General features: G+C 50.9%; 16 protein-coding genes. 12 read left to right on the forward strand and 4 right to left on the reverse strand.

Annotated elements, in window-relative coordinates; translation table 11 throughout:
* Nucleotides 1-95 precede the first annotated feature (95 nt).
* The 3 genes from A372_RS0126455 to A372_RS35640 all read left to right on the forward strand — a co-directional run bounded on the left by A372_RS0126455 (nt 96) and on the right by A372_RS35640 (nt 3,849).
* Nucleotides 96-1,790 (forward strand): M3 family oligoendopeptidase, encoded by a 1,695-nt coding sequence (locus A372_RS0126455; RefSeq protein WP_019423943.1) that lies wholly within the window; start codon nt 96-98, stop codon nt 1,788-1,790.
* 552 nt (nt 1,791-2,342) lie between these two features.
* Nucleotides 2,343-2,549 carry a hypothetical protein gene (locus tag A372_RS0126460; protein ID WP_019423944.1) on the forward strand — a complete coding sequence of 69 codons (207 nt, stop codon included), beginning with the start codon at nt 2,343-2,345 and terminating at the stop codon, nt 2,547-2,549.
* A 163-nt stretch (nt 2,550-2,712) separates the two neighbouring features.
* Nucleotides 2,713-3,849 carry an SMI1/KNR4 family protein gene (locus A372_RS35640; protein WP_157259728.1) on the forward strand — a complete coding sequence of 379 codons (1,137 nt, stop codon included), beginning with the start codon at nt 2,713-2,715 and terminating at the stop codon, nt 3,847-3,849.
* Nucleotides 3,850-4,016: 167 nt separating this feature from the next.
* On the opposite strand, the gene A372_RS0126475 is transcribed toward A372_RS35640, so the two are convergent.
* Entirely contained in the window at nt 4,017-5,120 is a 1,104-nt protein-coding gene (locus tag A372_RS0126475; RefSeq protein WP_019423947.1) for a MerR family transcriptional regulator, read from the reverse strand.
* 208 nt (nt 5,121-5,328) lie between these two features.
* Here A372_RS0126475 and A372_RS0126480 point away from each other — a divergent pair, with 208 nt between their 5' ends.
* From A372_RS0126480 to A372_RS0126505, 6 genes are all read left to right on the forward strand, one after another.
* Nucleotides 5,329-7,035 carry a glycoside hydrolase family 19 protein gene (locus tag A372_RS0126480; RefSeq protein WP_272943482.1) on the forward strand — a complete coding sequence of 569 codons (1,707 nt, stop codon included), beginning with the start codon at nt 5,329-5,331 and terminating at the stop codon, nt 7,033-7,035.
* Nucleotides 7,036-7,156: 121 nt separating this feature from the next.
* Nucleotides 7,157-9,163, forward strand: coding sequence for an alpha/beta hydrolase family protein (locus A372_RS0126485; RefSeq protein ID WP_019423949.1), 2,007 nt, complete (start codon nt 7,157-7,159; stop codon nt 9,161-9,163).
* A 309-nt stretch (nt 9,164-9,472) separates the two neighbouring features.
* Entirely contained in the window at nt 9,473-9,889 is a 417-nt protein-coding gene (locus A372_RS0126490; protein WP_019423950.1) for a metallophosphoesterase, read from the forward strand.
* Nucleotides 9,890-9,934: 45 nt separating this feature from the next.
* On the forward strand, nt 9,935-10,372 hold the full coding sequence (locus A372_RS38830; RefSeq protein ID WP_019423951.1) for a hypothetical protein: 438 nt from the start codon (nt 9,935-9,937) through the stop codon (nt 10,370-10,372).
* Nucleotides 10,373-10,577: 205 nt separating this feature from the next.
* On the forward strand, nt 10,578-10,919 hold the full coding sequence (locus A372_RS0126500) for a YmaF family protein (protein WP_026011310.1): 342 nt from the start codon (nt 10,578-10,580) through the stop codon (nt 10,917-10,919).
* A 509-nt stretch (nt 10,920-11,428) separates the two neighbouring features.
* A complete protein-coding gene (locus A372_RS0126505; protein WP_019423953.1) occupies nt 11,429-12,853 on the forward strand; it encodes an NAD-dependent succinate-semialdehyde dehydrogenase in 1,425 nt (474 codons plus the stop codon).
* An 88-nt stretch (nt 12,854-12,941) separates the two neighbouring features.
* On the opposite strand, the gene A372_RS0126510 is transcribed toward A372_RS0126505, so the two are convergent.
* Together A372_RS0126510 and A372_RS0126515 are read right to left on the reverse strand one after the other, a co-directional pair.
* Entirely contained in the window at nt 12,942-13,913 is a 972-nt protein-coding gene (locus A372_RS0126510) for an aldo/keto reductase (protein WP_019423954.1), read from the reverse strand.
* Between the two features lie 73 nt (nt 13,914-13,986).
* Complete coding sequence (locus A372_RS0126515) at nt 13,987-14,628, reverse strand: TetR/AcrR family transcriptional regulator (protein WP_019423955.1); 642 nt, start codon at nt 14,626-14,628, stop codon at nt 13,987-13,989.
* 213 nt (nt 14,629-14,841) lie between these two features.
* Between A372_RS0126515 and A372_RS0126520 the strand changes: the two genes are divergently transcribed.
* From A372_RS0126520 to A372_RS0126530, 3 genes are all read left to right on the forward strand, one after another.
* A complete protein-coding gene (locus tag A372_RS0126520; protein ID WP_237728614.1) occupies nt 14,842-17,499 on the forward strand; it encodes a phosphoenolpyruvate synthase in 2,658 nt (885 codons plus the stop codon).
* A 107-nt stretch (nt 17,500-17,606) separates the two neighbouring features.
* The gene (locus A372_RS0126525) at nt 17,607-19,061 is read left to right on the forward strand and encodes an aminotransferase-like domain-containing protein (protein ID WP_019423957.1); all 1,455 of its coding nucleotides are present in this window, start codon (nt 17,607-17,609) and stop codon (nt 19,059-19,061) included.
* Between the two features lie 8 nt (nt 19,062-19,069).
* Nucleotides 19,070-19,999, forward strand: coding sequence for a D-alanine--D-alanine ligase (locus A372_RS0126530; protein WP_026011311.1), 930 nt, complete (start codon nt 19,070-19,072; stop codon nt 19,997-19,999).
* A 34-nt stretch (nt 20,000-20,033) separates the two neighbouring features.
* Here A372_RS0126530 and A372_RS0126535 read toward each other — a convergent pair whose 3' ends face one another.
* Nucleotides 20,034-24,581: a S8 family serine peptidase gene (locus tag A372_RS0126535; protein ID WP_019423959.1), complete on the reverse strand. Its 4,548-nt coding sequence runs from the start codon at nt 24,579-24,581 to the stop codon at nt 20,034-20,036.
* Between the last annotated feature and the right edge of the window lie 474 nt (nt 24,582-25,055).

A 25,055-nucleotide genomic window follows, 5' to 3' on the forward strand; every position in this document is an offset into this window, starting at 1 on the left:
TGATAGAGGCTTCACTTATGGAATTGTATGACGATTGTTTTGTATAATAGGTAGTAGATTTGTGTAGATTAACCAATAGGGAGGATACATGCTATATGAAATTCAGTGAGTATCAATATGAAAGACCCGATATTAAAATTATTGAACAGCGTTTTAAAGAGTTATTGAGTGCCTTCAATGCGGCGGACAGCTTAGAAGAGCAGGATCGCGCCATGGCCGCTATCAACAAGCTGCGCAGCGAAATCGATACCCAAGGCCAAATTGTCGGCATTCGCCATTCCGTAGACACGACGGATGCGTTCTATAAGGCGGAGCAGGATTATGTGGACGAGGTCGGTCCGATCATCCAAGAATACATAACAGACTATTATCGTGCACTAGTCAACTCGAAGTTCAGAACGGAGTTGGAAGGCAAGTGGGGCAGTCAATTGTTTGCTTTGGCGGAGCTGTCCTTGAAGACGTTCCATCCTGACGTTATCGAAGATTTACAGCAGGAGAACAAACTTGCGACGGAATATTCCCAGCTTATCGCTTCCGCGAAAATTCAATTCGAAGGTGAAGAGCGGACATTATCGCAGTTGACGCCATTCGAGCTGTCCACCGATCGGGAGTTGAGACAGCGGGCTGCCGAAGCCAGATATCAGTTCATGACAGAGCATGAAGCGTCATTCGATCGCATTTACGACGATCTAGTAAAGGTCCGCACGAAGATCGCGAAGAAGCTCGGCTATAACAATTTCGTGGAGCTTGCTTATGACCGGATGAACCGTACCGACTATAACGCTGCAATGGTCGCCAACTTCCGCGACCAGGTGTTGGAGCAGATCGTTCCCGTCGCCACGAAGCTGAAGGAACGCCAGCGCAACCGGATCGGTGTCGACGAACTGCGTTATTTCGATGAAGGCTTCAGCTTCAAGACAGGAAATGCGACGCCAAAAGGAGACCCGGATTGGATTCTCCAAAATGGCGCGAAAATGTATGCTGAGTTATCTCCGGAAATGAACGAGTTCTTTACCTTCATGGTGGATAACGAGCTGATGGATTTGGTCAGCAAGAAAGGCAAGCAGAGCGGGGGCTACTGCACGTATTTGAGCGAGCACGGAGCGCCGTTCATTTTCTCGAACTTCAATGGCACCTCCGGCGACATTGACGTATTGACTCATGAAGCGGGTCATGCGTTCCAAGTGTACGAGAGCAGACACTTTGAAGTGCCGGAGTATAACTGGCCTACTTATGAAGCGGCGGAGATTCACTCCATGAGTATGGAATTTTTCACTTGGCCGTGGATGGAATTATTCTTCAAGGAAGACACGGATAAATACCGGTTTGATCATTTGGCATCTGCTCTGCTCTTTATTCCTTACGGCGTCAGCGTGGACGAATTCCAGCACTTCGTGTATGAGAATCCAGAAGCGACTCCAGCGGAACGCAAGACCGCTTGGCGCAATATCGAGAAGAAGTATTTGCCGCACCGGAATTACGAGGGCAATGACTATTTGGAGCGCGGCGGTTTATGGCAGAAGCAGGGCCACATCTTCCAATCGCCATTCTATTATATCGATTACACGTTAGCCCAACTGTGCGCATTCCAGTTCTGGAAGCGGATGAACGAGGATTGGAAGCCAGCGTGGACCGACTACCTGAAATTGTGCCAGGCTGGAGGCAGCCAATCCTTTACCGGCTTAGTGAAGCTGGCTGGCTTGACTTCTCCATTCGAGAACGGCTGCGTGGCGTCCGTCATCGGTGACATCGAGGCGTGGTTGAACGGGGTAGACGACACGGTATTGTAAGATTGAAAATAGCAATCCCAGCAAGGTCGCCTGCGTGAGAACGTATGCGACCTTTTTTCTGCATAACTGCTGCATAAGCCGCCCCCCTCGACACACCGCACCTAATTTTTCTGAACAATCACGTTCGAGATCAATCTATGCATTCCAGTGTCTAGCTCCACTCTCCCCATGGTTCAGTCGCTAAAGCAAACACGAAATTTATTGGACTCATATTCGAAAAATTTCATTTTCTGAATATTGAGGAATATACAAAACATAGATGTGTATATACCTTGGCGCCTTGCTCAGAAGATCAGAGGGCTGCTGTACACAATACAGCATTTAGCCCCAATCTCCCTCTAACTCAGGTACAAATCAATATCGGAAAATGACTGTATTTCGCAGCCTATATTTAGGGTGCATCACGTTCACCGTTTTTCTTATATAGGTATAAAAAATCGCATGATATGAAAAATCTTATGCGTCGTCCGAACGCGATAAGAAGATGGAATGGGTAATTATGGGATGCGTATGATATAATATATCCAATTTGCATAAAGGCGGTGTTCAGCCATGCTGGTAGTGAGAAACTTCGTACTGGTCGTGCTTAATTTAATCGGAGAGTTGTGGGTCAGTCCATTTCGGAAAAATGCTTTCTATGATCAATATACCCGGAATATGAGCAAGGTTGGATATATCGTATTTGTCACATTGTCTTCTGCCGCGGTCATTGCAGCCGTACTATGGCTATACAACAGGATATATGGAATTCAATCTTAACGCGACACAAGATTTAGCCGAATTTTTAACACTAGCGCATCCCCAAGTGGATGTGCTTTCTTTTCGATTCGATAGAAGGAACTTTTCTCATGAATGGAGAATTGGTATGATTGCGAGGCCGAGGCCCTGCCTCGCCAAAATTACTAGATGCAAAGGTATGATAATGATGAATCTGAATAGCGACGTTATGGACGCAATCGTGACATGCTTGAAATCGTGTTTGACAGCGGAAGATTTTTTGTGGGAGAAGCTCCTGTTTCATAGTGAAATTACGACAAACAGCCTGAGCACTGCCGTGCGCATCCAACGAAAAGATGGGAGTCTCTTGGGCAATTGGCAGTTGCCTGAAGAGCAGGAAGAGCTGCTATATGAACATTTGGAGGCACTGCAGGAAGATATCCGCAATCAAACTTGGGATGAATTCGTCATCCTATTGACCTCGGGGAATGAAGTGCAAATTGATTACTATTACAAAGAGAAGACGTTCCTGTTCAGCTCGGAGAAAACCGATTATTTCGAATATAAATATCTCGGAATACCACTGGATCCAACAATACAGGCGTTGATTGACAATCCTAATGCGAAAGACGTCACACGCACAAAAGTGTACCACAGAGAGAACTCAGAAGCCTATCTAAGGCTGTATTCTGAGTTGTCAGAGCTGTCATTCGAGCAATTATGGAGTCTGTACATGCAGCCGATAAAAGAACACCGCGCAGTGCTATACAACAATCTTCGAGCAGGGTGCCGCTCCTCACAGCTGGAACAATTGGAAGCCACCATAGGTTTCGAGCTTCCGCAAGACTTTAAAGCGTTGTATGCCATGCATGACGGGGAAAACGACAAGGAGGAGTCGGGCATATTTTATGGTTTGAATTTCATGCCGTTGCAAGAGGTGGAGCGGGAATGGAGAATCTGGACCGACCTGTTGGATAGTATGGATGAAGGGGAGATTCTGCAGTGCAGCCGTAATTGTATTTCTTATCCCGAGCAGGCGATCAAGGACATCTATGCAGACAAGCGGTGGCTCCCGTTCATTAACGATTTCGGCGGCAACTTTATCGGCTTGGACCTTGATCCGGATACACATGGAACGGAGGGTCAAATAATTAACTTCGGCAGAGATGAAGATGAGAAAATCGTTATCGCCGACAGCTTGAAGGATTTTGTCATTTTGCTCATTTATCTGCAGCGAACCGAGAAAATCAATAAAGAGTCGTGTGCGCTTGGTGTCGAATATGGGCATTTTGCAGATTGGCTGAAGAGTAAGTACCTTGTCCCGATTGATAAGAATCAATGATAGAAACCATTCGTTCGTATCAAATTGGGCGCGAGGGCACGATCCATTTCGATGACCGCGAAATAGCGCGGAAGACGTTGGATTTTGCGCTGAGATAAGAGCGTCATACGGGGGGCGTCAAGATGAGCCGCCCGTATGACAGCCCCGGTAAAAGTCAGACTGTACAATTATAATGATGATTGCGTAATCGTCATCCCGGCTTCAGGAACGAATTCAATCCGATATTCCCGTTCCTTGTCTGCAATGGTTACAGCCGAGAACCCGGGTTGCCCCTGCTCTTGCTGGATCAGTCGAATCCCGCCTCTGTCAAGCTGCCACTCATATGCGGCTTCACCGATCGGAACAGGCGCCGATAAATGATACACCTGCCGGTACTGCTGCGCCGTAGCAGACAGATTAGCGGTGCTTACTTCGATTCCGCTCAACCGGAACGGACTGTCCCATGCCCTGGATTGTTCATATTCGATCAGCCAAGGCATGTCATATCCGAGAAACGCCGTACCGAACTGGATGTGCAATCCATCCGATAAGGGCGCCTGCTGCATAAATGGCCCGATATACGGGACGCCCCGTTCCTTCGCGTCATCGATAAAGCTGGCCAGTCCGCCGCTCACTTCCAGCGCTACACCGAATATTCCTTCCTGCCTCTCCGCAAATTCGGCGAAGCCTGTGCCAAGTTCGGTATTTCGCAGCTTGTCTGAATCCTCCTCCGCAATGACCTCCAGGAATCCTTTTCCTAAGTATGCGACTTGCCCTCTCGCACCAGGAATAGCTTCGACAGGAGCGGAGAACCGGACTCCGGTCTCTTTCGTCAATTTGTGTACGGTTGCATCCAAATCGCGGACTGCGAACGTAACATGATCCAGCATCAACATTTGTTTGCTCCCTCTCTTTCCAATCGGTTCGTACTGCCGCATCTCTTCCCAATGTGCGATGATATGGCTGATATCCCGTTCCGCCGTCTCCAGCAGCTGTTTCTGGCGGCGTATTTCAAGCAGCTTGCTTTCATAGAAGGCTATGGCATCCTCTGCACATGACGGATTCCCGTTTCCGGGAAAACCGGCACAATTATGAAATAGATGGGCTAATTCTTCCGTACGGACACCCAATTGCAAATAAAATTGAATTTTTCTCACTCGTTCGACGTCTTCCACTTCATATTCCCTATAGCCATTCTCCGTACGCGCGGGAGAGAGCAGCTCTTTTTCTTCGTAATAACGTAAGGAGCGAATACTGACTCCAGTTAGACGTGACAGGTCGCTGATGCGCATCTGTTATAACCCCTTTCACGGGCCCGGTAATGTCATGTTAAAGTATAACATCATGTGAGAGTCAAGCACGAGTCGGACGATTCCTCATGGTCAGACAGAAATAGAGTTAAAGCGTTTACATAATTAGTAGTTTATGCCTATAGTCAAATAGGGCTTGTTCCCTTACATTAGTGGAGTAGTCATCTATTCCCATTTTAAGGAGGCATGAATGATGTTGAGTCGCAGTTATCCGTATTCTGGAAAGTTTTTGCGGCGTATGAGCGCGCTCTTGTTAGGAACCTCGCTGCTTGTTGCGCCGCTCGGAGCGGCGGTCGGAGCTGAAGAGGCACCTCTGGCGCAAGGAAGCGAGGTAAGCGCGGACCAATTAGGCGCCGCCGCTTCGGCAGCTGAGACATGGTCTGCAGAGAAGGCCTACACGGCCGGTACGATTGTGACTTACAATGGCAAGCAATACCGCGCGAAATGGTGGACACAGAACGACGTTCCGGATAAGCCGGGAGCTGATCCGTGGGAAACGCCGTGGGAGCTTATCGGCGATGATCCAGGCAATCCCGGCGGAGGAGAAACGGATACAGAAGCGCCAACGGCTCCATCTGGCCTCCAAGCATTGTCCAAAAGTTCAAACGCTATAACATTGAGTTGGGAAGCCGCGACAGATAATATTGGCATCGCAAAGTATGACGTATATCGGAACGGAACCCTCCTCGTTTCGGTCACGGCTCTGTCTTATACGGACAGCGGATTGCAAGCGGATACATCATACACATACACCGTAAAGGCATACGATGCAGCCGGCAACGGTACGGCTAGCGTGGAGCTGATAGTGCGAACCGATGTTGCCGGAACCGATCTGGGGGTCGGCCAGAGTCGAATTCTGACGGACGCGCAAATTGCATCGTTATGGCAAGGCATCGATCCGCAGTATGCTCCGGACAAAGCGGCACAAGCCGTGCAAGCCGCGTTGTCGAGAGCGCAATTCGAAGAGCTGTTCCCATTGCGTATCGGATCGCCGGAGTGGCATCAGGTTGCGAACGGTAAAGACTACTACCGTGCGGATCAAACCGATTATTACTCCTATGACAATTTAATAGCAGCTGTGCGCGATGTAGCAAATATCAAGTATAAAATTGAAACGCGGGAAGGTTCGGCGTGGCTGCAGCGGATTAGCCGTCTGGACAAAGCGCAGAAGAAGGAAACGCTCCTGCTGGAAACGGCAGGCTTCAACGACGACTGGGCGGCCGCGAAGCCGATTCAGACCCGGATTGTCGACTTTGGCTCGTTCCTGAAGGAAGGAGCAGACAAGGACAAAAAGCGCGAGCTTGCGGCTTTCTTGGCCAATATTGCTCATGAAACGGGCGGAGGCTGGGCGACCGCTCCGGGAGGAGAGCTGCGATGGGCCCTCTATTGGAATGAAGAAGTCAGCTATATCGGGGGCAATGGCGGCATTGGGTATGTAGACGGGGCGAACAAGGACTTTCCTCCGGTGTCCGGCAAATCATATCACGGACGCGGGCCGATTCAATTAAGCTGGAATTATAATTATGGATTATTCAGTTCGATTATTTACGGGGATAAGCAAGTGCTGCTCAACGATCCGGAACGCATCACGGCAGATGGGAAGCTCGGTTTCATGACGGCGATCTTGTTCTGGATGACGCCGCAGGCGCCGAAGCCATCCTGTCACGATGTGATGGTAGGCAACTGGGTGCCTTCGGCTGAGGAGATCGCCAAAGGCTTGAACCCGCCGGGCTTCGGGGTGACGATTATGGTCATCAACGGGGGACAGGAAGGCAACCTCGGCGAGAGCGACGTTCGCATCGCTCGCAGAGCGGGCCACTATCGTGACATTACGGCGAAGGAGGGCGTGGACATAACGGGCGAGAAGCTCGACACGCTTGGCATGCGGCCGTTCTAGCAGGTGAAATGCCTCTTCGACCGGAATCATTTCCGGTTGGAGAGGCTTTTTTAAGTGAGATGATACTCATATCATGGTAAAGTAAGAACATATTTAAACTTTGAACAGGAGGTCATCCACTATGATTAAAAGACGAATTACAGCAGAGGATTTGTATCGATTTACTTGGATCAGCGATCCAGCTGTCCGTCCTGCCAGCGGCACCATTGCATATGTTTCCAAGACTGTAAAAGAAGACAAAAGCGGGTACCGCTCACGCATCTTGCTGACGGATTGGAATGGTAGTGCAACCCGGGAGTTTACGCGCGGCGAACAGGATGTGGCGCCTGCTTGGTCACCGGACGGCTCCAAGCTGGCTTTCCTCCGCAAGGACGGACAAAAGAACCAAGTATGGTTCATTGATGCGGAGGGTGGAGAGGCGTACGCCGTCACGAAGGCTGAAGAGGGAGTCAGCGCCTTTGCTTGGTCGCCAGACGGACAATCCCTTCTGTATTCGTCAAAAGCGGATCCGGACAAGCAGGCGAAAGGCGATGATGCAACAGCCGAACAGGATGACTCGCCGAAGCCAGGAAAACAAGCGATTGTCGTGGATCGGACGAAGTCCAAAGCCGACGGTTCCGGCTTGTGGGATAGTAAGAGAGTGCATCTGTTCGTGCACGATATTGAAAGCGCACAAGACACAGCGATAACGTCCGGTGGTTTTGACGTTATCGATTTTACCTGGTCGCCGAATGGCGATGAGATCGTTTTTGCAGCCAAAATTCCGACAGATGCCTCAGTTGATGCAGACTTGGTATTAACGAACGATCTGTTCATCGTAGGCCGCAGCGGGGGAGAGTTCCGCAGGCTGACGAAGACCGCGATGTCCGTCAGCAAGCCGGTGTTCTCACCGGACGGCAGCAGCATCGCCTTTTTCGGCGACGAACGCTCGCATGGAAATGCAACGACGACACAAATTTATACCGCTGCGTATCCTGACGGTGAAATCAAGTGCTTAACTGGCAGGTTGGACCTGCACATGGGTAATGCAGCCGTCACAGATATGAAGATGGGGGCGTCCTCTGGACCGGTCTTCAGCCGGGACGGGCAATCCATCTATGCGCTCGTGACGACGGAAGGCAATGTCCATGTCGGCCGTTTCGGCGTGGATGGCAGTCATGTGATGCTGACTTCGGGCCCGCGGGAAATCATCCAAATCGCGCAGTCCGGAACCGACAACGAACTCGTTCTGGTTGCGGCGGATACGCAGCAGCCGGGAGAGCTGTACCGCTTGCATACAGAGAGCAAGAATGAAGTGCAATTAACGCGGAGCAATGCGGGCCTCTTAGAGGAGCTGCAGCTGAGCAATCCCGAATCGTTCTGGTTCGAAGCGTCAGATGGCGGGAAGGTGCAAGGCTGGATTTTGCCTCCCGTCGGCTTGGAGACAGGGAAGAAGGCGGCCACCATCCTCGAAATACACGGCGGTCCGCACGCCATGTATGTGAACTCCTTCATGCACGAGTTCCAACTGCTTGCCGCTCAAGGCTATGCAGTCATCTACTGCAATCCGCGCGGCGGCCATGGCTATGGCCAAGAGTTCGTCAATGCGTGCCGCGGTGATTACGGCGGACGCGATTATTTGGACGTAATGGAATTGGTTGATTATGCCGTATCCCATTACAGCTATGTGGATGAACAGCGGCTTGGCGTAACGGGAGGAAGCTACGGCGGATTCATGACCAACTGGATCGTGGGTCATACGAGTCGTTTCAAGGCAGCCGTAACGCAGCGTTCCATCTGCAACTGGCTATCATTCTACGGCGTGAGCGACATCGGGTATTTCTTCACCGAAGACCAGATCGGCGGCCAGCCGTGGGAGGAGCCGGAGAAGCTATGGAAGCATTCCCCACTTGCTTATGTGAATCAAGTGGAGACGCCGCTGTTAATCTTGCACGGAGAAGAGGACTTGCGCTGCCCAATCGAGCAAGCGGAGCAGCTGTACGTCGCCTTAAAGCGTCTTGGCAAGAAGACGCAGCTCGTGCGGTTCCCGGGCGCGAATCATGATTTGTCACGCAGCGGTCATCCAGAGCTGCGGGTGGAACGGTTAAACCGAATTGCCGGATGGATGAATGGAGTGTTCCAAGCGTAGCGGCCTCATTCTAATTAAAAGTTAACAACGAAACAAATGGAGGTGGAGGATATCTGCATCCGCTAGAGCGAGCTGGCGCTGCCTTTGAATCCGGTCATCAGCTCACACTGTCATTCAGGTTGTTTGGACTTTGGACGGATTCAATAGTGCCTGAAGCGGATATCCCTGCCACTACAAGTGGAATACGGAGGGATTCGCAATCGTTCTAAGAGCGGTGCGGATTCCGCAGCATGGGGCAAGGATACCGGAGAAGTGTCAAGCTGTAGCTGAATGCACATCACGAGATACGGAGAAATGAGGTGAGCGCCATTGCGCAATGCAACAAAACGTTCCCGCCTGCGTATCGGGAATATTCAATCAGAACCAGCGGAACGTTTACCCTATGCAGTCCTTCCGCCCTCCGGCCATCATCCGGTTGATACATGGCTTCCCATCTACCGAGGCACGGTTCACGGACTTCCCGATGAGATCGACACGCTCGTTATCGCTTCCTTGCGCCGGTTGCTGCGTCACCAGCCCGATATTTTGCTGCTGCATCCATCGCCTTCCATTCCAGAATATGGGCTACAGGGCGAAAAAACGCTATGCAGCTTGCTTGAGCAGAACTCACCGGCACTTATATGCTGCGGGCATACTCACTGGCCGACGCCATGGGTACAGTGGAACGGTGCTTCCATTATCAATGCAGACGGGAAAATAATCATATTAACGAGAGCAGGGGAATAAATACGACACCAGTTCGGAGTGCGGTATGGAAATGGAGTGTTGCAAATGTTAGGCAAAGAGGAAATCGAGCATCGACTAGAACAGCTCTTGACCGTTAGCGACGGCGAAGAGCAGCTTGCGAAGCAGGCAGCTGGTTTGGAAGCTGACACCGGATTTCCGGATCTGCTGTGGTTCATCGAGCAGACCGTCATACACGGTGATCAGAGCGTGAGATATGCTGCTGAACGCATCTCGCTCTATAATCCGCATGAGCCCAAGCTGAATCGGGAGCAATTGATTGAATTGACAGCACAGATTTTGGCATGTGAAGGCACGGAGGCGGAAATCGACCATAAAGTGAACCAGCTAGCAGACAATGTTCCCCATCCGGAGGTAACGGATCTGATTTTTTGGTCGGACGAGGGCTACTCCGCAGAACAAATCGTGGACATGGCATTAGCCTACAGGCCGATTATTGCACCCCCGGCCCCTGATCGGGTCTGAAACAGTAAGGAGTCGAGGTTTTCAATTGCACGAGTCGTTTTCGCGCGCATTCCAAAATTCCTAAGCTAACGTGCAGTTTAGAACAATGAAATAAGTGTATAATCAAAAATTTTATCATTAGGACCCCGCTGATCGTTGCACTTATATATATTTGCCTTAATAGGATGTTGTGAAAGTCACATAATCATATGGAGGCACACAACGGATGAACAAGAAACCAACATCTTCTAAACAGACACAGAGGCACGTGCATGAATTTGAAGGCAGTACTAAACTGGCTGAAGAAGGCGCAGATCGACATAACCATCGCTTTGCAGGTGTTACAGGGCAAGCGATTCGGTCAGGAAAAAGTCATGTCCATGAAATTGATCTCACGAAAACTGATTTCTTGAACCATTTTCATAATCTGAAAAAGATTAGAACAGGACCGGCTATTCCAGTCGGAAATGGAAAACACGTACATTTTGTTACAGGCCAAACTACATTGAATGATGGTCATGTACACCAATTTAATTTCGCAACATTGATTCAATCACCTCTTATTTAATGAACATACGAACTTGTATTCAATGCTGAGCGAGTGAGTTGTTTGCGGGTTAGCAAGGTGTTAATTAAAGAAAGCAGATCCCGAATATGAAATCAATAATCGTTATAATTGATATTATATTCATTAGCGGATGCGACAAGGATATGTTATACGAAAGCCGGCTTTCCTTAGCTTACAGGGATCCGGCTTTTAGCATTCAATATTATGCTTAACGTACAGTTTTCCCGAAATGGTACGGTGACCCCAATAAGAAGCACTCATCTGCATGAGCATGTTTCCGTACGCGCTAACGGACGATGACATCGAATTAATGGCCTCTTACCCGGAAATGATGGAACCTGCTCAGCCTTGACGTGTTGAACCGCAATTTTATTCTCTCCAAAGATGAATTTTCCAGTTGCAACCATAAAGGGTAAGGGTATAACTCTAGTGAACCTTTTTATGGTAGTCTATAGTAAAGGATCAATCAACTTTGACGATGCAATGACAGATATTTGGGGGAATAACTTATGTTGAAATATGGCATGTATATAAACGGTCAATGGGCAGATGCGGATAAGACAATAGAGGTCATCAATCCAGCGACGAGGGAAGTTGTCGGAACGGTCCCGTTCGGGGGCGGCGAGCAGGCGAAGCTGGCGGCTGACGCGGCCTATGAAGCTTTTCGGACCTGGTCCAAGACGACAGCAGAAGAACGCAGCAAGTTATTGAAAAAGTGGCACCAACTCATTGAAGCGCATACGGACGAATTGGCGCGCATCATGACGATGGAGCAGGGAAAGCCGCTGCAGGAAGCGATTGGAGAGATTCGGTACGCCAATCAATATATCGAGTGGTATGCGGAGGAAGCGAAACGCATTTATGGCGAGACGATTCCCGCCTCATCTCCGCATAAGCGGATGGTCGTACTGAAGCAGCCGGTCGGCGTCGTCGCGGCGATTACGCCATGGAACTTCCCGGCGGCGATGATTACCCGTAAAGCAGCGCCTGCCCTTGCGGCCGGATGCACCGTTGTCATCAAGCCATCGGAGGAGACGCCGTTCACGGCTCTCAAGCTCGCCGAATTGGCTGATGAAGCCGGCATTCCGCGCGGCGTCTTGAATGTGGTCACGGGGGAGCCTGCAGCTATCGCAGCCGAGTGGCAGCGAGATGCGCGCGTTCGCAAGCTGTCGTTCACCGGCTCTACGCATGTAGGCAAGCAATTGATGCGGGGCGCGGCGGATACGGTGAAGAAGATTTCGCTTGAGCTGGGCGGTCATGCTCCGTTTATCGTTACGGAGCACGCGGATCTCGATATGGCGGTGGAGGGAGCAATTGCATCCAAATTCCGTAATGCGGGCCAAACGTGCGTATGCACGAACCGGATTTATGTTGCCGCTCCTGTTGCCGATGAATTTACCCGCAAGCTTGCCGATAGAGCGGCTCGCTTACTGGTCGGGGACGGCATGCTGGGAACGACGGATATCGGCCCGCTCATCAATGGCCGCGCGGTGGACAAAGTAATCGCTCATATCGAGGATGCGGTTGCCAAAGGTGGACGTATTCTCACAGGCGGTCAGCCGAATGTGAACGATCGCGGGTTCTTCATCGAGCCAACGGTCATAGCGGATGCAACGGATGAAATGCTGTGCATGCAGGAGGAGACATTCGGCCCGCTTGCTCCGGTAGCGGTGTTCCAATCGGTGGAGGAAGCAGTACAGCGTGCGAACGAATCGCCGTACGGTCTCGCGGCATATGTGTACACCGAGAACATTCGGGAGGCGGTAACGATTGCGGAAAGCTTGGAATACGGCATCATCGGCGTGAATGATGGAGCTCCGTCGGCCGCCCAGGCTCCGTTCGGAGGCTTGAAGGAGAGTGGTTTGGGCAGGGAAGGCAGCCACTTCGGGATCGATGAATATTTAGAAATTAAATATATTTCTTTAGGGATATAACATCTGGTTCATGATTGAGCGTGAACATCAAAAAAACGGGAATGATCGCCTTATCAGGCGACCGCTCCCGTTTTTGTAATACTGAGGGTTATGGAAGCGCCCGTCCTCTTGAACTGACATAGAGGCGGAACCATTCTTCGCGGGACAGCGTCACATTGACTGCGTCCCCGCAAGCCCGAATACGGGCTGGGTTAACTGTTCCGATGACAGGCTGAATACCGGCAGGGTGCTTCATCAACCAGGCAAGGATGATGGCTTCCGGTGTCGTGCTTTTCTCTTCGGCCATGTGCTGCACCAGCTTCGCTGTCGCTTGAATGGATTCAGGCTGATCGTCAATGGAACGGCCAGAGAATATTCCTTGCGCAAGCGGTCCCCATGCTTGGAGCTGAATGTTCTCCAAGCGGCAGAACTCCATGGTTCCTTCCGGGAAAATATCGGCAGTGGCCGCAGCCTGATTCACATGCACGCCAGTGTCAAGCCAGCCAATCTTGGCAAGGCTCATCTCCAGTTGATTGATAATGAACGGCTCGTTGCAGGATGCTTGCAGGAGACGAATCTGGCCGGCGCTCATATTCGACACCCCGAAAGCGCGGACCTTGCCGGATGCTTTCAATTGGTGAATGGCGCTTGCGACTTCGTCTGGATCCATCAGCGGGTCTGGCCGGTGGAGAAGCAGGAAGTCGATGTAATCTATGCCCAAGCGTGACAGGATGCCCTCTGCGCTAGTAATAATATGTTGTTCGGAGAAGTCATATCGACCCGGCACGTCCCCTTCGGCGAAGCGGATGCCGCACTTGGATTGGATGAAGATGCGTTCTCGCAATTCGGGCTGTTCCTTGAGTACTTGCCCAAATACCTGCTCCGCTTTGCCCCGCGTATAAATGTTGGCATGGTCAAACATATTGATGCCGCTATCAAGAGCAGCCTCCACGGCTTCGTGGGCTTGCTTTACATGATCGGCGGCAAATGGCTCGCTATTCCAGTCCCCGCCCAGCCCCATGCAGCCGAGTACGAGGCGGCTGACCGGATAGCCGCTGCGTTGTAATGGTATTGTAGTCACATGCAGTCACTCCATCGTCTATAGTCTATGAGACAAGTTGCAAGGATAGTTTACTACAGTTAGCGGCCCGTTGCTATCTTGAATCGGTACCATGCCGATTGGCGCGAGTCAAGCGCTCTTCCTCCGGGCGCGTAAATTGATATGCGTATTCATAAATCGATTCCAATTGTTTCGCCATATATTCGGGAGAATGGGGGGTATCTTGCTCCAGCCAGTTTACCAATACTCCCAGATGGGCGAACAGAACGTAGTGGGTCACAATCTCTTTGTTAATACCGTTCATGGCGCGAGGCGTCAGCTTCAACTCTTCAAAGGCTTGGCTGAATTGCTTGAATAACATGTCCATGAAGCGGTTCTGAAAATACGTTCTGGCGTTGTCCCCGAACATGGTTTTGTAAAAATCGCTATGATGCTGAAAATGGGAAAACAACCTGATAACTTGCTGTTCCGGGTAGGTACGGGCAATATTCCCCCGTTCATTTTCGGTTGGCCCAACCGTTTTGGCGAGCTCTTCCAGCATGTCATCTACGCTTCGTTCGAATAAATCGTATTTGTCTTGATAGTGCAAATAGAATGTCCCCCGGTTAATGTCCGCTCGTTCGGCAATGTCCTGCACCGTAATTGCCCCGAACTCTTTTTCGTTCATCAATTCGATAAGCGCGAGTTTTATTTTCCTTTTCGTTCTTTTGACCCGCCGATCCGCCGTATTGGACATTGAGCATCACCTTCTTATTTACGAATAATTTACATTTAATCAACAATTCGGCTCGCTTTGTGCGGTAATGAACAGAAGACAGCAAACTGCGTATTGAACAAATAACAGCTCTTGGTAAAATTATAAACATCCAATTGGATGATTATCAACAATACATTCATTAACTAGTATTTGTGGCTATTTTAACCTATTGCTAAGGAGTTGAAGCCGTTGTTGTCTTATGTCATGTATTTGGAGAAAGTGAATCAGTCCCATTTGCAAATCGTAGGGGGAAAAGGTTCCAATCTGGGAGAACTGCTGCAAGCAGGATTTTCCGTTCCGCCTGGATTCTGCGTTGCTACTTCCGCCTATGACGCGGTAGTGGGACAATCGGCTCGGATGGATACCTTCTATGAAGAGCTCGACCGCTTGAACGTTCAGGATATGGAGGAGATACGGCGCGTAAGCCGACGGATGCAGCAGCACATCATCGGTCTGGCTATTCCGAGTGACTTGATCGAAGACATTTTAGGCGCATGGAGAGAATTGGGCGACCATAACGTGTATGCCGTTCGTTCCAGTGCGACGGCAGAGGATTTGCCGACAGCCTCCTTTGCCGGGCAGCAGGATACTTTCCTGAATGTAAAAGGGGAACGGCAGCTGTTCGATGCCATTCGGCGATGCTGGTCATCTCTATTCTCCGAACGAGCCCTTGCATACCGCATGAAGAACGGATTTGATCATCGTTCTGTCCGGCTTGCCGTCATCATCCAGCACTTAATCGTGCCTGACGTGTCAGGGGTGATGTTCACGGCCGATCCGATTACAGGCAACCGCAGCATGATCTCCATTGATGCGAGCTTCGGGCTGGGTGAAGCGCTCGTATCGGGTCTGGTCAATCCCGACTTGTATCAAGTCAGACAAGGCGTCATCGTCAAGAGACAGGTATCGTGCAAGAAGGAGGCTGTGTTTCCGCTAGCCGAGGGAGGAACGGTTATCGAACGGCTTCCCGAACAGAAGCAGAAGCAGCAGGCGCTGTCCGACGAAGAGATTGTGGAGCTGGCCCGACTGGGAGAGCAGATTCAAGCTCATTATGGATCGGAGCAAGATATTGAATGGTGCCTGTCCGGCGGACAATTCTTCATCGTTCAGGCCAGGCCGATAACTTCAATCTTTCCGATACCTAACGCGCCGGACGACGGGCTGCATGTTTATTTCTCGTTCGGCCACTTGCAGATGATGACGGATGTGATGTCACCTGCTGGCATTTCGGTCTGGAAGATACCGACTGAACGTGCTTCAGTCGGGGACGAACGCGTGGAATCATTGGTAGAAGCGGGAGGGAGACTGTTCGTCGATATTACGAATTCACTGCAATCCAACTTGGCCCGCAAGGTGATGCTGAGGATAATCGACAAGATGGACGCCTTGATAGGCAGTGCGGCGAGACAAATCCTGGACCGCTTCCCAATTAAGGAAGGGCCTGTCCCGGATGCGGATCCAATGGCGGAGATCATTCCCCCGCTTGCGACGCAAGTGCTGAAGGACATGTTGGAGGGGGATGGCCAGGCGGCTTACGCGGAGGTCGAGGGAAATGCGGAGCGCCGCGTGGAGATGTGCCGGCAGCGTTTGAACGAATGCGGCGGAGCCGAAAAAATTACGTTTATTCAGCAAAATTGCCAGTCTTTAATTGAGAGTTTGATGCGCGATGACTTTCACTATATGATGGCGTCCGTGGTCGCGCAGCATCTGCTCGAACTGCTTGCGAAATGGTGGACATTCGATGGTGGCGAGCTCATCACGCTGAACAAATCACTGCCATTCAATGTTACGAGCGAGATGGGGCTGGAACTGGGGGACTTGGCGGATAGGGTCCGCGTCTGCCCGGATCTGGCGGCATATTTGAGGAACGCGGCTGAGGAAGGATTTATGGAGGGGCTGGACGCCGTTGCCGGAGGCCCGGAATTCAAAGCGGCTTTCGAACAGTGGCTGGAACGATACGGCGCCCGTTGCCCGGGCGAGATCGACATCGTCAGAACGCGTTGGTCGGAACGGCCTTATATGCTTATCTCATCGATCGTGGGTCATCTGGACAGCGTCAAGCACGGAGAGCACCGCGAGCGCTTCCGGCAAGGGGAACTGGAAGCCGATGCGGCAGCCAGACGTATTCTATCGCAAGTCCGCAGCATGGAAGATGGAGCGTTCAAGGAGCGGATCGTGTCCCGGCTGATTACCGTCTACCGCAGCTTCATGGGCTTGCGGGAGCATCACAAATTCGTGCTGGTTCGTCATTTTGAGCTCTATAGACGAGCGGTGATAGAGTTAGGCGATGATTTGGCGGCACGGGGCGTTCTTCGCGAACGGAACGATATTTTTTTCTTAACCTTGCCTGAAATGAAAGATGTCATAACCGGCACATTCGAACAAGACGTTCAGTTGCTGATCGCTGCCCGCAAGGATAGCTTTAAGCACTATCAGCGGCTGCAGCCGCCGCGAGTTATAACGAGCGAAGGGGAGATTATCGAGGGTAGACTGGACGGCGGCGATGCTCCGGAAGGCTCCTTAATTGGAATTCCGGTCTCTCCCGGCATCGTCGAGGGCAGAGCTAGAGTCGTGCTCGATCCGAGCACGGCTGCGCTTAAGGAAGGCGAGATTCTGGTAGCGCCGTTTACTGATCCAGGCTGGACACCGCTGTTCCAGCAAGCGAAGGGGCTCGTCACAGAGATCGGTGGCATGATGACGCATGGCGCGGTCATCGCCCGCGAGTACGGCATGCCTGCCGTCGTCGGGATCGAGCATGCGACGACGCTCATCCGAGACGGCGCGTTGATTCGATTGGACGGCACCAAAGGACATGTGCTTGTGCTGCAAGAAGCGCATAGTATGGCCTAATCACCTCATTAATATACGCAGGAACCGCGATTTGCCTGAAAAAGGCATGACGCGGTTCTTTTTTTATGAGCTGAAATGTGCCAATATAGTCGTGAGGGGATGAGTGAATGTTCAACGATTTCAAGCTCATGGATGGGCGCCCTGCTTACGTTCAGGTTAAGGACTATATAAAGGAATTGATATATAAAGGAATTTTGCGCTCCGATCAGAAGCTCCCATCGACCCGCGAGTTCGCCGCGCTGTGGAAGCTGAGCCGCAATACGGTGATTACGGCGTATCGGGAGCTGGAGGACGAAGGACTCGTCCATTCCGTCGCCGGCAAAGGCAGCTATGTATCGCAAGAGGTCGTGCCTGCTGCAGACAGCGCGCGGTTGGAATGGAAGGAAATGATCGGAGACTGCGCCCGTACGGCCGAGAAGCTAGATCTCATGAAGCACGGTGTCCGTTGGGAGAAGGGGATGATTTCCTTCACGAGCATTGCTCCGGATGAGAAGCTGTTCGACCTGCACAATGTGAAGCGAGCATTTCTGGATCGGATGTCGCTTGAGGGCGAGATTTTATTGAACTATGGTTATGCGAAAGGCTATAAGCCGTTAATCGATTATTTGCTGCGGTATATGGAGACGAAGGGCGTGGATTTGGCCGGAAAAGATCTTCTTGTGACGAACGGGTTTACAGAAGGATTCGACCTCGTCTTGTCCGCCATGCGTAAGACCCATCGGCGAGTTCTCTGTGAGAATCCGACCCATAATACCGCCATCAAGCTGTTCAAGATGCACGAAATGGATATCGAGGGTATTAGCATGGAAGATGACGGCGTCCGGTTAGGGGAACTGGAACAAGCTTTGGCGAAGCATGCATTCGACCTGGCTTATCTTATTCCGTCTTACCACAACCCGACAGGCATTGTCATGTCCCCTGAGAAGCGGATGGAAGCGCTGCGTCTATTCGGGGAATATCGCATCCCGATCATTGAGGACGGCTTCAATGAGGAGCTGCGTTATTCTGGTTCGCACGTCGCGCCGCTCATTGCCTGCGGCGGCAGCGGCAACAACGTCGTCTATATCGGCAGCTATTCGAAGGTCCTATTCCCGGGTATACGCGTAGGCTGGGTACTGGCGGATCGGGAGCTCATCGATTATTTGGAAAGCATGAAGCGGGCGCGGAGCATTCATACATCTACATTGGATCAAGCGGTGCTGTATCAGTACCTGCACAACGGGAATTTCGAGAAGTACATCAAGCGAGCCAGAAATGCATACAAGCGCAAGTACGAACTGGCCGTTCAATGGTGCAAGGAGCACATTCCATATACAAGGTTGAGCGGCGACGGAGGATTGCATCTATTTATTGAATTGAATGATTCCTTGTCGGCGCGCGATGTGCTCGATGCGTGTGTGCGTCGGGGCGTGGTTTTCACGCCAGGGGATATTTTTCATACTGATGGTTTTGGTTCCAATACGTTCAGACTCGGCTTCTCGCGTGTATCTGAGGAAGAGTTAGAAAAGGGCATTGCAACGATAGGCGAGACGGTAAGGCAGCATATGCGGGAGGGTTTTTGATGAAAGCAATGAAAGTCGGCGTTATCATGGGAGGAATCTCATCTGAACGGCAAGTGTCGCTTATGACAGGGAAGGAAATCATGGCTCATCTGGGTGAGAAATACGAAGCTGTACCGATACAACTGAACTCGAAAGAAGAGCTGGTCGAAAAAGTCAAGGCGGTCGATATCGCCGTGCTGGCGCTGCACGGCAAATACGGCGAGGATGGAACGGTCCAAGGGACGCTGGAGACGCTCGGCATTCCTTATACTGGCGGGGGCGTCTTAGCCAGCAGCTTGTGCATGGATAAGGAGTTGTCGAAGAAAATCATCCGCTTCGAGGGTATTGCGACGCCGGACTGGATGCTGATTACGTCGCTTGATGAGCTGAACACCGCGGAAGTCGGCAACCGGCTCGGCTACCCGGTCGTCGTGAAGCCGAATACGGGCGGATCCAGCATCGGCGTTCAGATTGTCGAACGTGCGGATAGTCTGCGTCAAGCGGTGGCGGATGCGCTGCAGTGGGATCGGGAAGTGCTGCTGGAGCAATATATTGGCGGCGACGAAATTACGTGTGCCGTACTGAACGGAACGATGCTGCCGATCGTGTCTATCCGGGCCAATGCGCATTTCTTCGATTATTCGTCCAAGTATGATGACGGCGGGGCGGCAGAGGAAGTCGTCGAACTGCCTGAGTCATACGATAATCAGGTTCGTGAAGCAGCCCTCCGAATTTATAAAGCGATGAAGTGCAGCGTATATGCCCGTATCGATATGATGATCAAAGATGGGATTCCCTATGTGCTGGAAGTGAACACACTGCCGGGATTGACGAAGAACAGCTTGCTGCCGAAGAGCGCCCAAGCTGCGGGCATTTCTTACAGCCAGTTGCTGGATGAAATCATTACGCACTCGTTGCGGGAAAGAGCACAAGAAGAAGCAGGTCTCCTCGGGCGATAACGCCTGGAGATCTGCTTCTTGTGTTAAGCCGATCTTATTTTAGATTCATGACGCGGTATAGAACGAGTGCCGCTTGCGCCCGCGTAGACGTGCCCGCTGGCTCGAACTTGTTGCCGGTGGTTCCTTTAATCAAGCCTTTGCTTACGGCGAAGACGACAGCCGCTTTGGCGTCCTTCGAGATGAGCGCTTCATCTTTGAAGCCGAGTGACGCGCCGAACTTCGACAGGTCCGCCTGCAGCGCTTGGACTAGCATTACGACCATGTTCTCGCGAGTTAACGGATCGCGGGCGCCCGGTTCTTTAATCCGGTCTTCCCATGTCTTGCCGGTGTCCGTCAAACGATCGAGCAAGGTAGCGAATTCCGCCTGCGTTACAATATCGTTCGGCTTGAACGTATCCATGCCGTCTTTGCCGCGCAGCAGCTCGTGCGCCGCGATGACTTCAATCTCGTCCTTGGCCCAATGGGCGGTAATATCGTTGAACGATTTTGCGTGCTCTGCAATCGTATACGTGCCGAATTGCGTTACTTTGAAGGTAACGGCCTTCTCATCTTTTGCTTTCGTCCCGGCCTGCTCATATTGCCAAGCGTCTTGCGCATCTTGGGCGTATGCGGCGGCCTTGCGAATATCCTGCAATGCTGCGGTGTCGAGCTTCAAAGTAATCTCCAATGCGGTATCTTTCATTTCCTTAGGCCCATGAATGGTCAGCTTTGGAGCTGTAAAGGTTGTCTTGCCCTGATCCTTGCTGAACCCTTTTTCCTTATGTTCGGACAAGGATAGGACTAACTCGAATCCGTGGTTTCCGATAAGTCCGGTAATGGCCTTGTTCGGAATGGCGATGTCAAAATCAGCTGCGGTCAGCAGCAAGTCTTTGCCGGAATCGAGCAGCGCTTGAGCAGCAGACTTCTCGATCGTGAGGCTCACTTCACCGAATTTCTTCATCTGCACATCGCTGAGATCGAGTCGCGCTTGCTTGGCGTCCTTGTCCTGCAGTTGTGCTTTCAATGCTGCGGCATCGATCTTGAGAACCGCGTTCACCGTATCGCCCTTCTTCGTTTCGGTCAACGTTCCCGCCTTCAGTTTGCTGCCCACTGCTGGAACTGCGGCAGTGAAGGCAGTGCTTCCCGAAGAAGACGTTGAAGGGGCGGTATCAGGCTTCGGATTCGGAACGGTCGGTTTCACTATCTTAATGGTTGGAGAAAGGACTGCGCCTATCGGGATAAGCCCGTTCTTCTCGTTGTGCAGCTTCGTGTTCCCAAGCTTAAAGGTGTAGGTTCCTTCCTGAGTGCCCGAGAAGGTAAAGGTTGCAATATCCCCGGCTCCCTCATAAGCGCCGCCGGTCAGACTGACGGTGTAATCCAATTTCTTCATGCCATTATCCAAGTCGCTTGTTTCTTGCTGGATGATTAGCGGCACATCAGGATGGTGCACTTGCTGATAAGTAGCCAACACAACGCTTGGCTCTATTTTTGATAGAGTCAGATTGCGGTCATAGGTCAGGCTGAACGAAGCCGAGTAGACAGCTTCTGGAACGGAGAAGTTGACCTTGACATCAAACGGTTCTCCTGTCAGCACTTCTGATTTGTCGCTTCCGGCGTACACCTTATCCTTGTTGTCAAACACGACGTGGTGTGCAGGGGCAAGCACCCCGTTTAAGGCTGCGTCATAAACATAAATATCCAAGTTGTTCATGCCCGGATTCAAAGGCATGGAAATCGTAAACGTCCCGTCATTATTAACGGTGCCGTGTTTCTGCTGCCCACTGCTTTGATGAATTGCCGCTACAAAAATATTGTTGCCTATAGGCTCATTAGGGAGCAAATCAATTAGCAAATCCTTCGTCACTTTCCCCGATATAATGCCCTGCCCTGGATTTACCTCATCGATTCGAACAGGATCCTCATCCATTACGGACTCAGGCGCTTGCCGATCGATGATGAACCATGATTTCTGTTTTTCCAGCTCGTTCCCTCCAATGACAGGAACAAGATCATATTTTCCGTCCGGCAGCGTGACGGATTGGCCGTCTTTTTTTACGGTTCCATTCCAATTCTGAATGCCATATATATCTGGATCGTGTATGTTACCGTAATTCTTGCTGACATAAACGTCTCCCATGTGATGGCCATATACGCTGTCGGTTACCGAAATCGTGAAATCTTCGATTGACCTCGTCACGGCAAAGGTCATTTTAGTCGTTTTTTGGGTGGATTCTCCATTCGGAGAGAAGAACTTTGGATTAGGCGTAATATTTGTAATCGTATCGATTTCATATTTATCCCCGACATACAGGCTGACTGGAAGCCGAAGCACATGTCCTTGCGCCTCCGTTAAGATGATGAAGCCTTCATAGCGTCCATCGGGAACATCTGCCGGCACCATCGCGTTAACGTCAAACGTGTTTTCTCCGTTCGGAGACACTGAGATAGTGTCGGTGTCGGCACTTAGTTCAATTCCTTTATCGGTTCCACTCCATAGGATGGAGATGCTGTAAGTTTGATCTTCGTTAGCGATATCCTTAACTTTAATGCTCTTAGAATATTGGTTGTCTGCTCCGACCAAGCCGAAAGATACGCTTCCCGTTTCGTACTCGGACTCTTGCTTATTTTCTGTGGCTGTTGTTGTTGCCTTGGCCATTGCAATCGATTTTGCAGAGAGGATGTTGTTCAAGTCAACCCGGCCTGCGCCCTGCTCCATTATCAAATAGGGAGCTTTATCGCGATCATACATTGGCACGGCATTATTCATCATCAGCGACTTGAGTTCGTTCGTTCTAATTCGATGATGATATTTCTCGAGCAGCAAGGCGGCGGCGCCTGCGATATGAGGAGCGGCCATGCTGGTGCCTTGCGAATCTTTGTAAGCATTTTTATAGTTGCCGTCCCAAGCCGGAACGGAAGAGCGGATGGCGACCCCCGGAGCGGAGATGTCTGGTTTTATTGTATAATCGGGGTAAACAGGGCCGCGGGAGCTAAAGTCAGCCAACAGATCCTGCTCTTCAATCGTAGAGAAAGCGACAGTAGTTACTCCGCGTTCAATATTGCCCTTGAGCGTTAAGCCGGCAGCTTTAGAGAGTGAGTAGGTAGGGATATACTCGTCGAGGTCTCCGAGTGTCGCCTTGAGTTCCCCATCTACATTGTTGAAAATAATGAGTGCGGCTGCGCCGGCCTTCGCCGCGTTGACCGCTTTGTCTCCGAAAGACAGGCCAACCTCTTCGTCTCCGACAAGAATGGTACCGCCGCGCGAAACAAGCACTAGCTTGCCGGCAACGTCTTTGCCCTTATAGTCCTCTGGTTTTCCGTAATTGGCATATACCATATCGAACGATTTGCCTTGTTCGGTTATTTCTTTGGCGTGCTCGGCCAAATGTGCATAGACCCGTTGCAACCCAGGAGCATCGAACACAGGGGTAATCGTTGGAGGCGTGGACGCGCCGACGGATATCGGAAGATGCGCTCCTCCGGGACTGCCGACGGTGCCGGTCTTCGGACCTGCGTTGCCATTCGCCAAGACGACGGTCACGCCGGAGGCCACCGCGTTGTTGACCGCGACCGAATCGGCCGTGTACGCATTGTTGAAGTTTCCGCCAAGCGACAGATTGATGACATCCAAATTTTTCCCTACTGCTGTATCTATCGCTGCCGTAATGTTCTCGGTCGAGCCTTTGCCGTACGGCCCGAGCACGCGGTACACGTACAAGTCCGCGCCGGGAGCAACACCCTTGACCCAGCCGGTTGGACTGTTCGGGTCATTCGGATTGCCGCGTCCGGCGATCGTTCCGGATACGTGCGTGCCATGCGTAGTGTGGTATTCCGTCCCGTCCTCCAAAGGCAGCTTCGTCGAATCCGGCAAGGTTTCCATCGGAGTGGGGTCGTTGTCGACGAAATCCCAGCCTTCTATATACGCACCTTTCAAGCTCGGATGATTCATATCGATGCCTGTATCCAGCACACCGACTTTAATTCCTTGGCCCGTAACGCCGATATCCCAGAGCTTGTTTGCGCCAATATGCGGCGCACTGTCATCCATGAGCGGTCCGAACGGCAGTTCATCGCTGATTGGAAGCGCCGTGTATTCCAAGTTCGGATAGATGGCTTTGACACCGGGGATTTCTGCCAACCGCTCTACTTCATTTGCGGGAATGCGCACCGAATATCCATTGAATGCTATCGTGTATTCGTGGTTGAATTCAACGTTCAGGTTTCTAATGGCTTGCATTTTAAAGGCGGTATGTTCCAAACGGATTTTTTTCTCGTGATTGCCAGAGAACGGCACAATGCTGTTTTTTGCATTTGCCTCATGCAAGGCTACGGGGTCCGTTTCCAATTCAACGATCACCGTCACGGGTTCATCGCTGTCGGATTGCGTGACAAAAATGTCGGCCTTGGAATGAAGCAAGGAAGGTGTGGAGAGAGAATGGATCGGGAGCTGTGGCGAAAGCGTGGATTTTACCTTCGGCGTCACTTGCTCCAGAGGAGGAGTCTCCTGTGCGTAGGTCATTGACGGGGCCGGGAACAGCATCCCGGCAACCATGGCGATGCTAATGAGTCCGGCTAATTTTTTACGTATCGTGTGGGTTCTCAAGCTGTAGCCTCCCTTCGGATATTTAGGCTGTGCTCTATCAACGGTCTATAATATGTAAACCCTGCACCCTCCTTTGCAAAATACTAGATTCCATATGTTACCATGGATTCATAGTCATCATTTTAATACACTGTCTGACCTTATCCATGAGGATTTTGTCCTAATGTTGAATGAGTAGATTTATGGTGAAAAGTGATGAATTACATAAAAATTTGTCTAATATTATCGTTAGCCTTGAACTTTTCTCGTGACTTACGATTTATTGCAATCAAATTCTTTTATGAAATTAGATATTGCGCTATAACGAGATTCTGTATAAAATATATAATTTTAACTTGAATCTTCCGAATCAAGATTACAGTGCTCATCCGCCAATCTTCTTTTCATGAAGAGATAGTGCAGACTGGAAAATGTACAGTCAAATGGCTCATTTCAACTGGATAATCACATTTCGCTGGAAAACTTCCAATCAAA

This window comes from Paenibacillus sp. OSY-SE, assembly GCF_000283315.1.
Taxonomy (GTDB): Bacteria; Bacillota; Bacilli; order Paenibacillales; family Paenibacillaceae; genus Paenibacillus_B; species Paenibacillus_B profundus.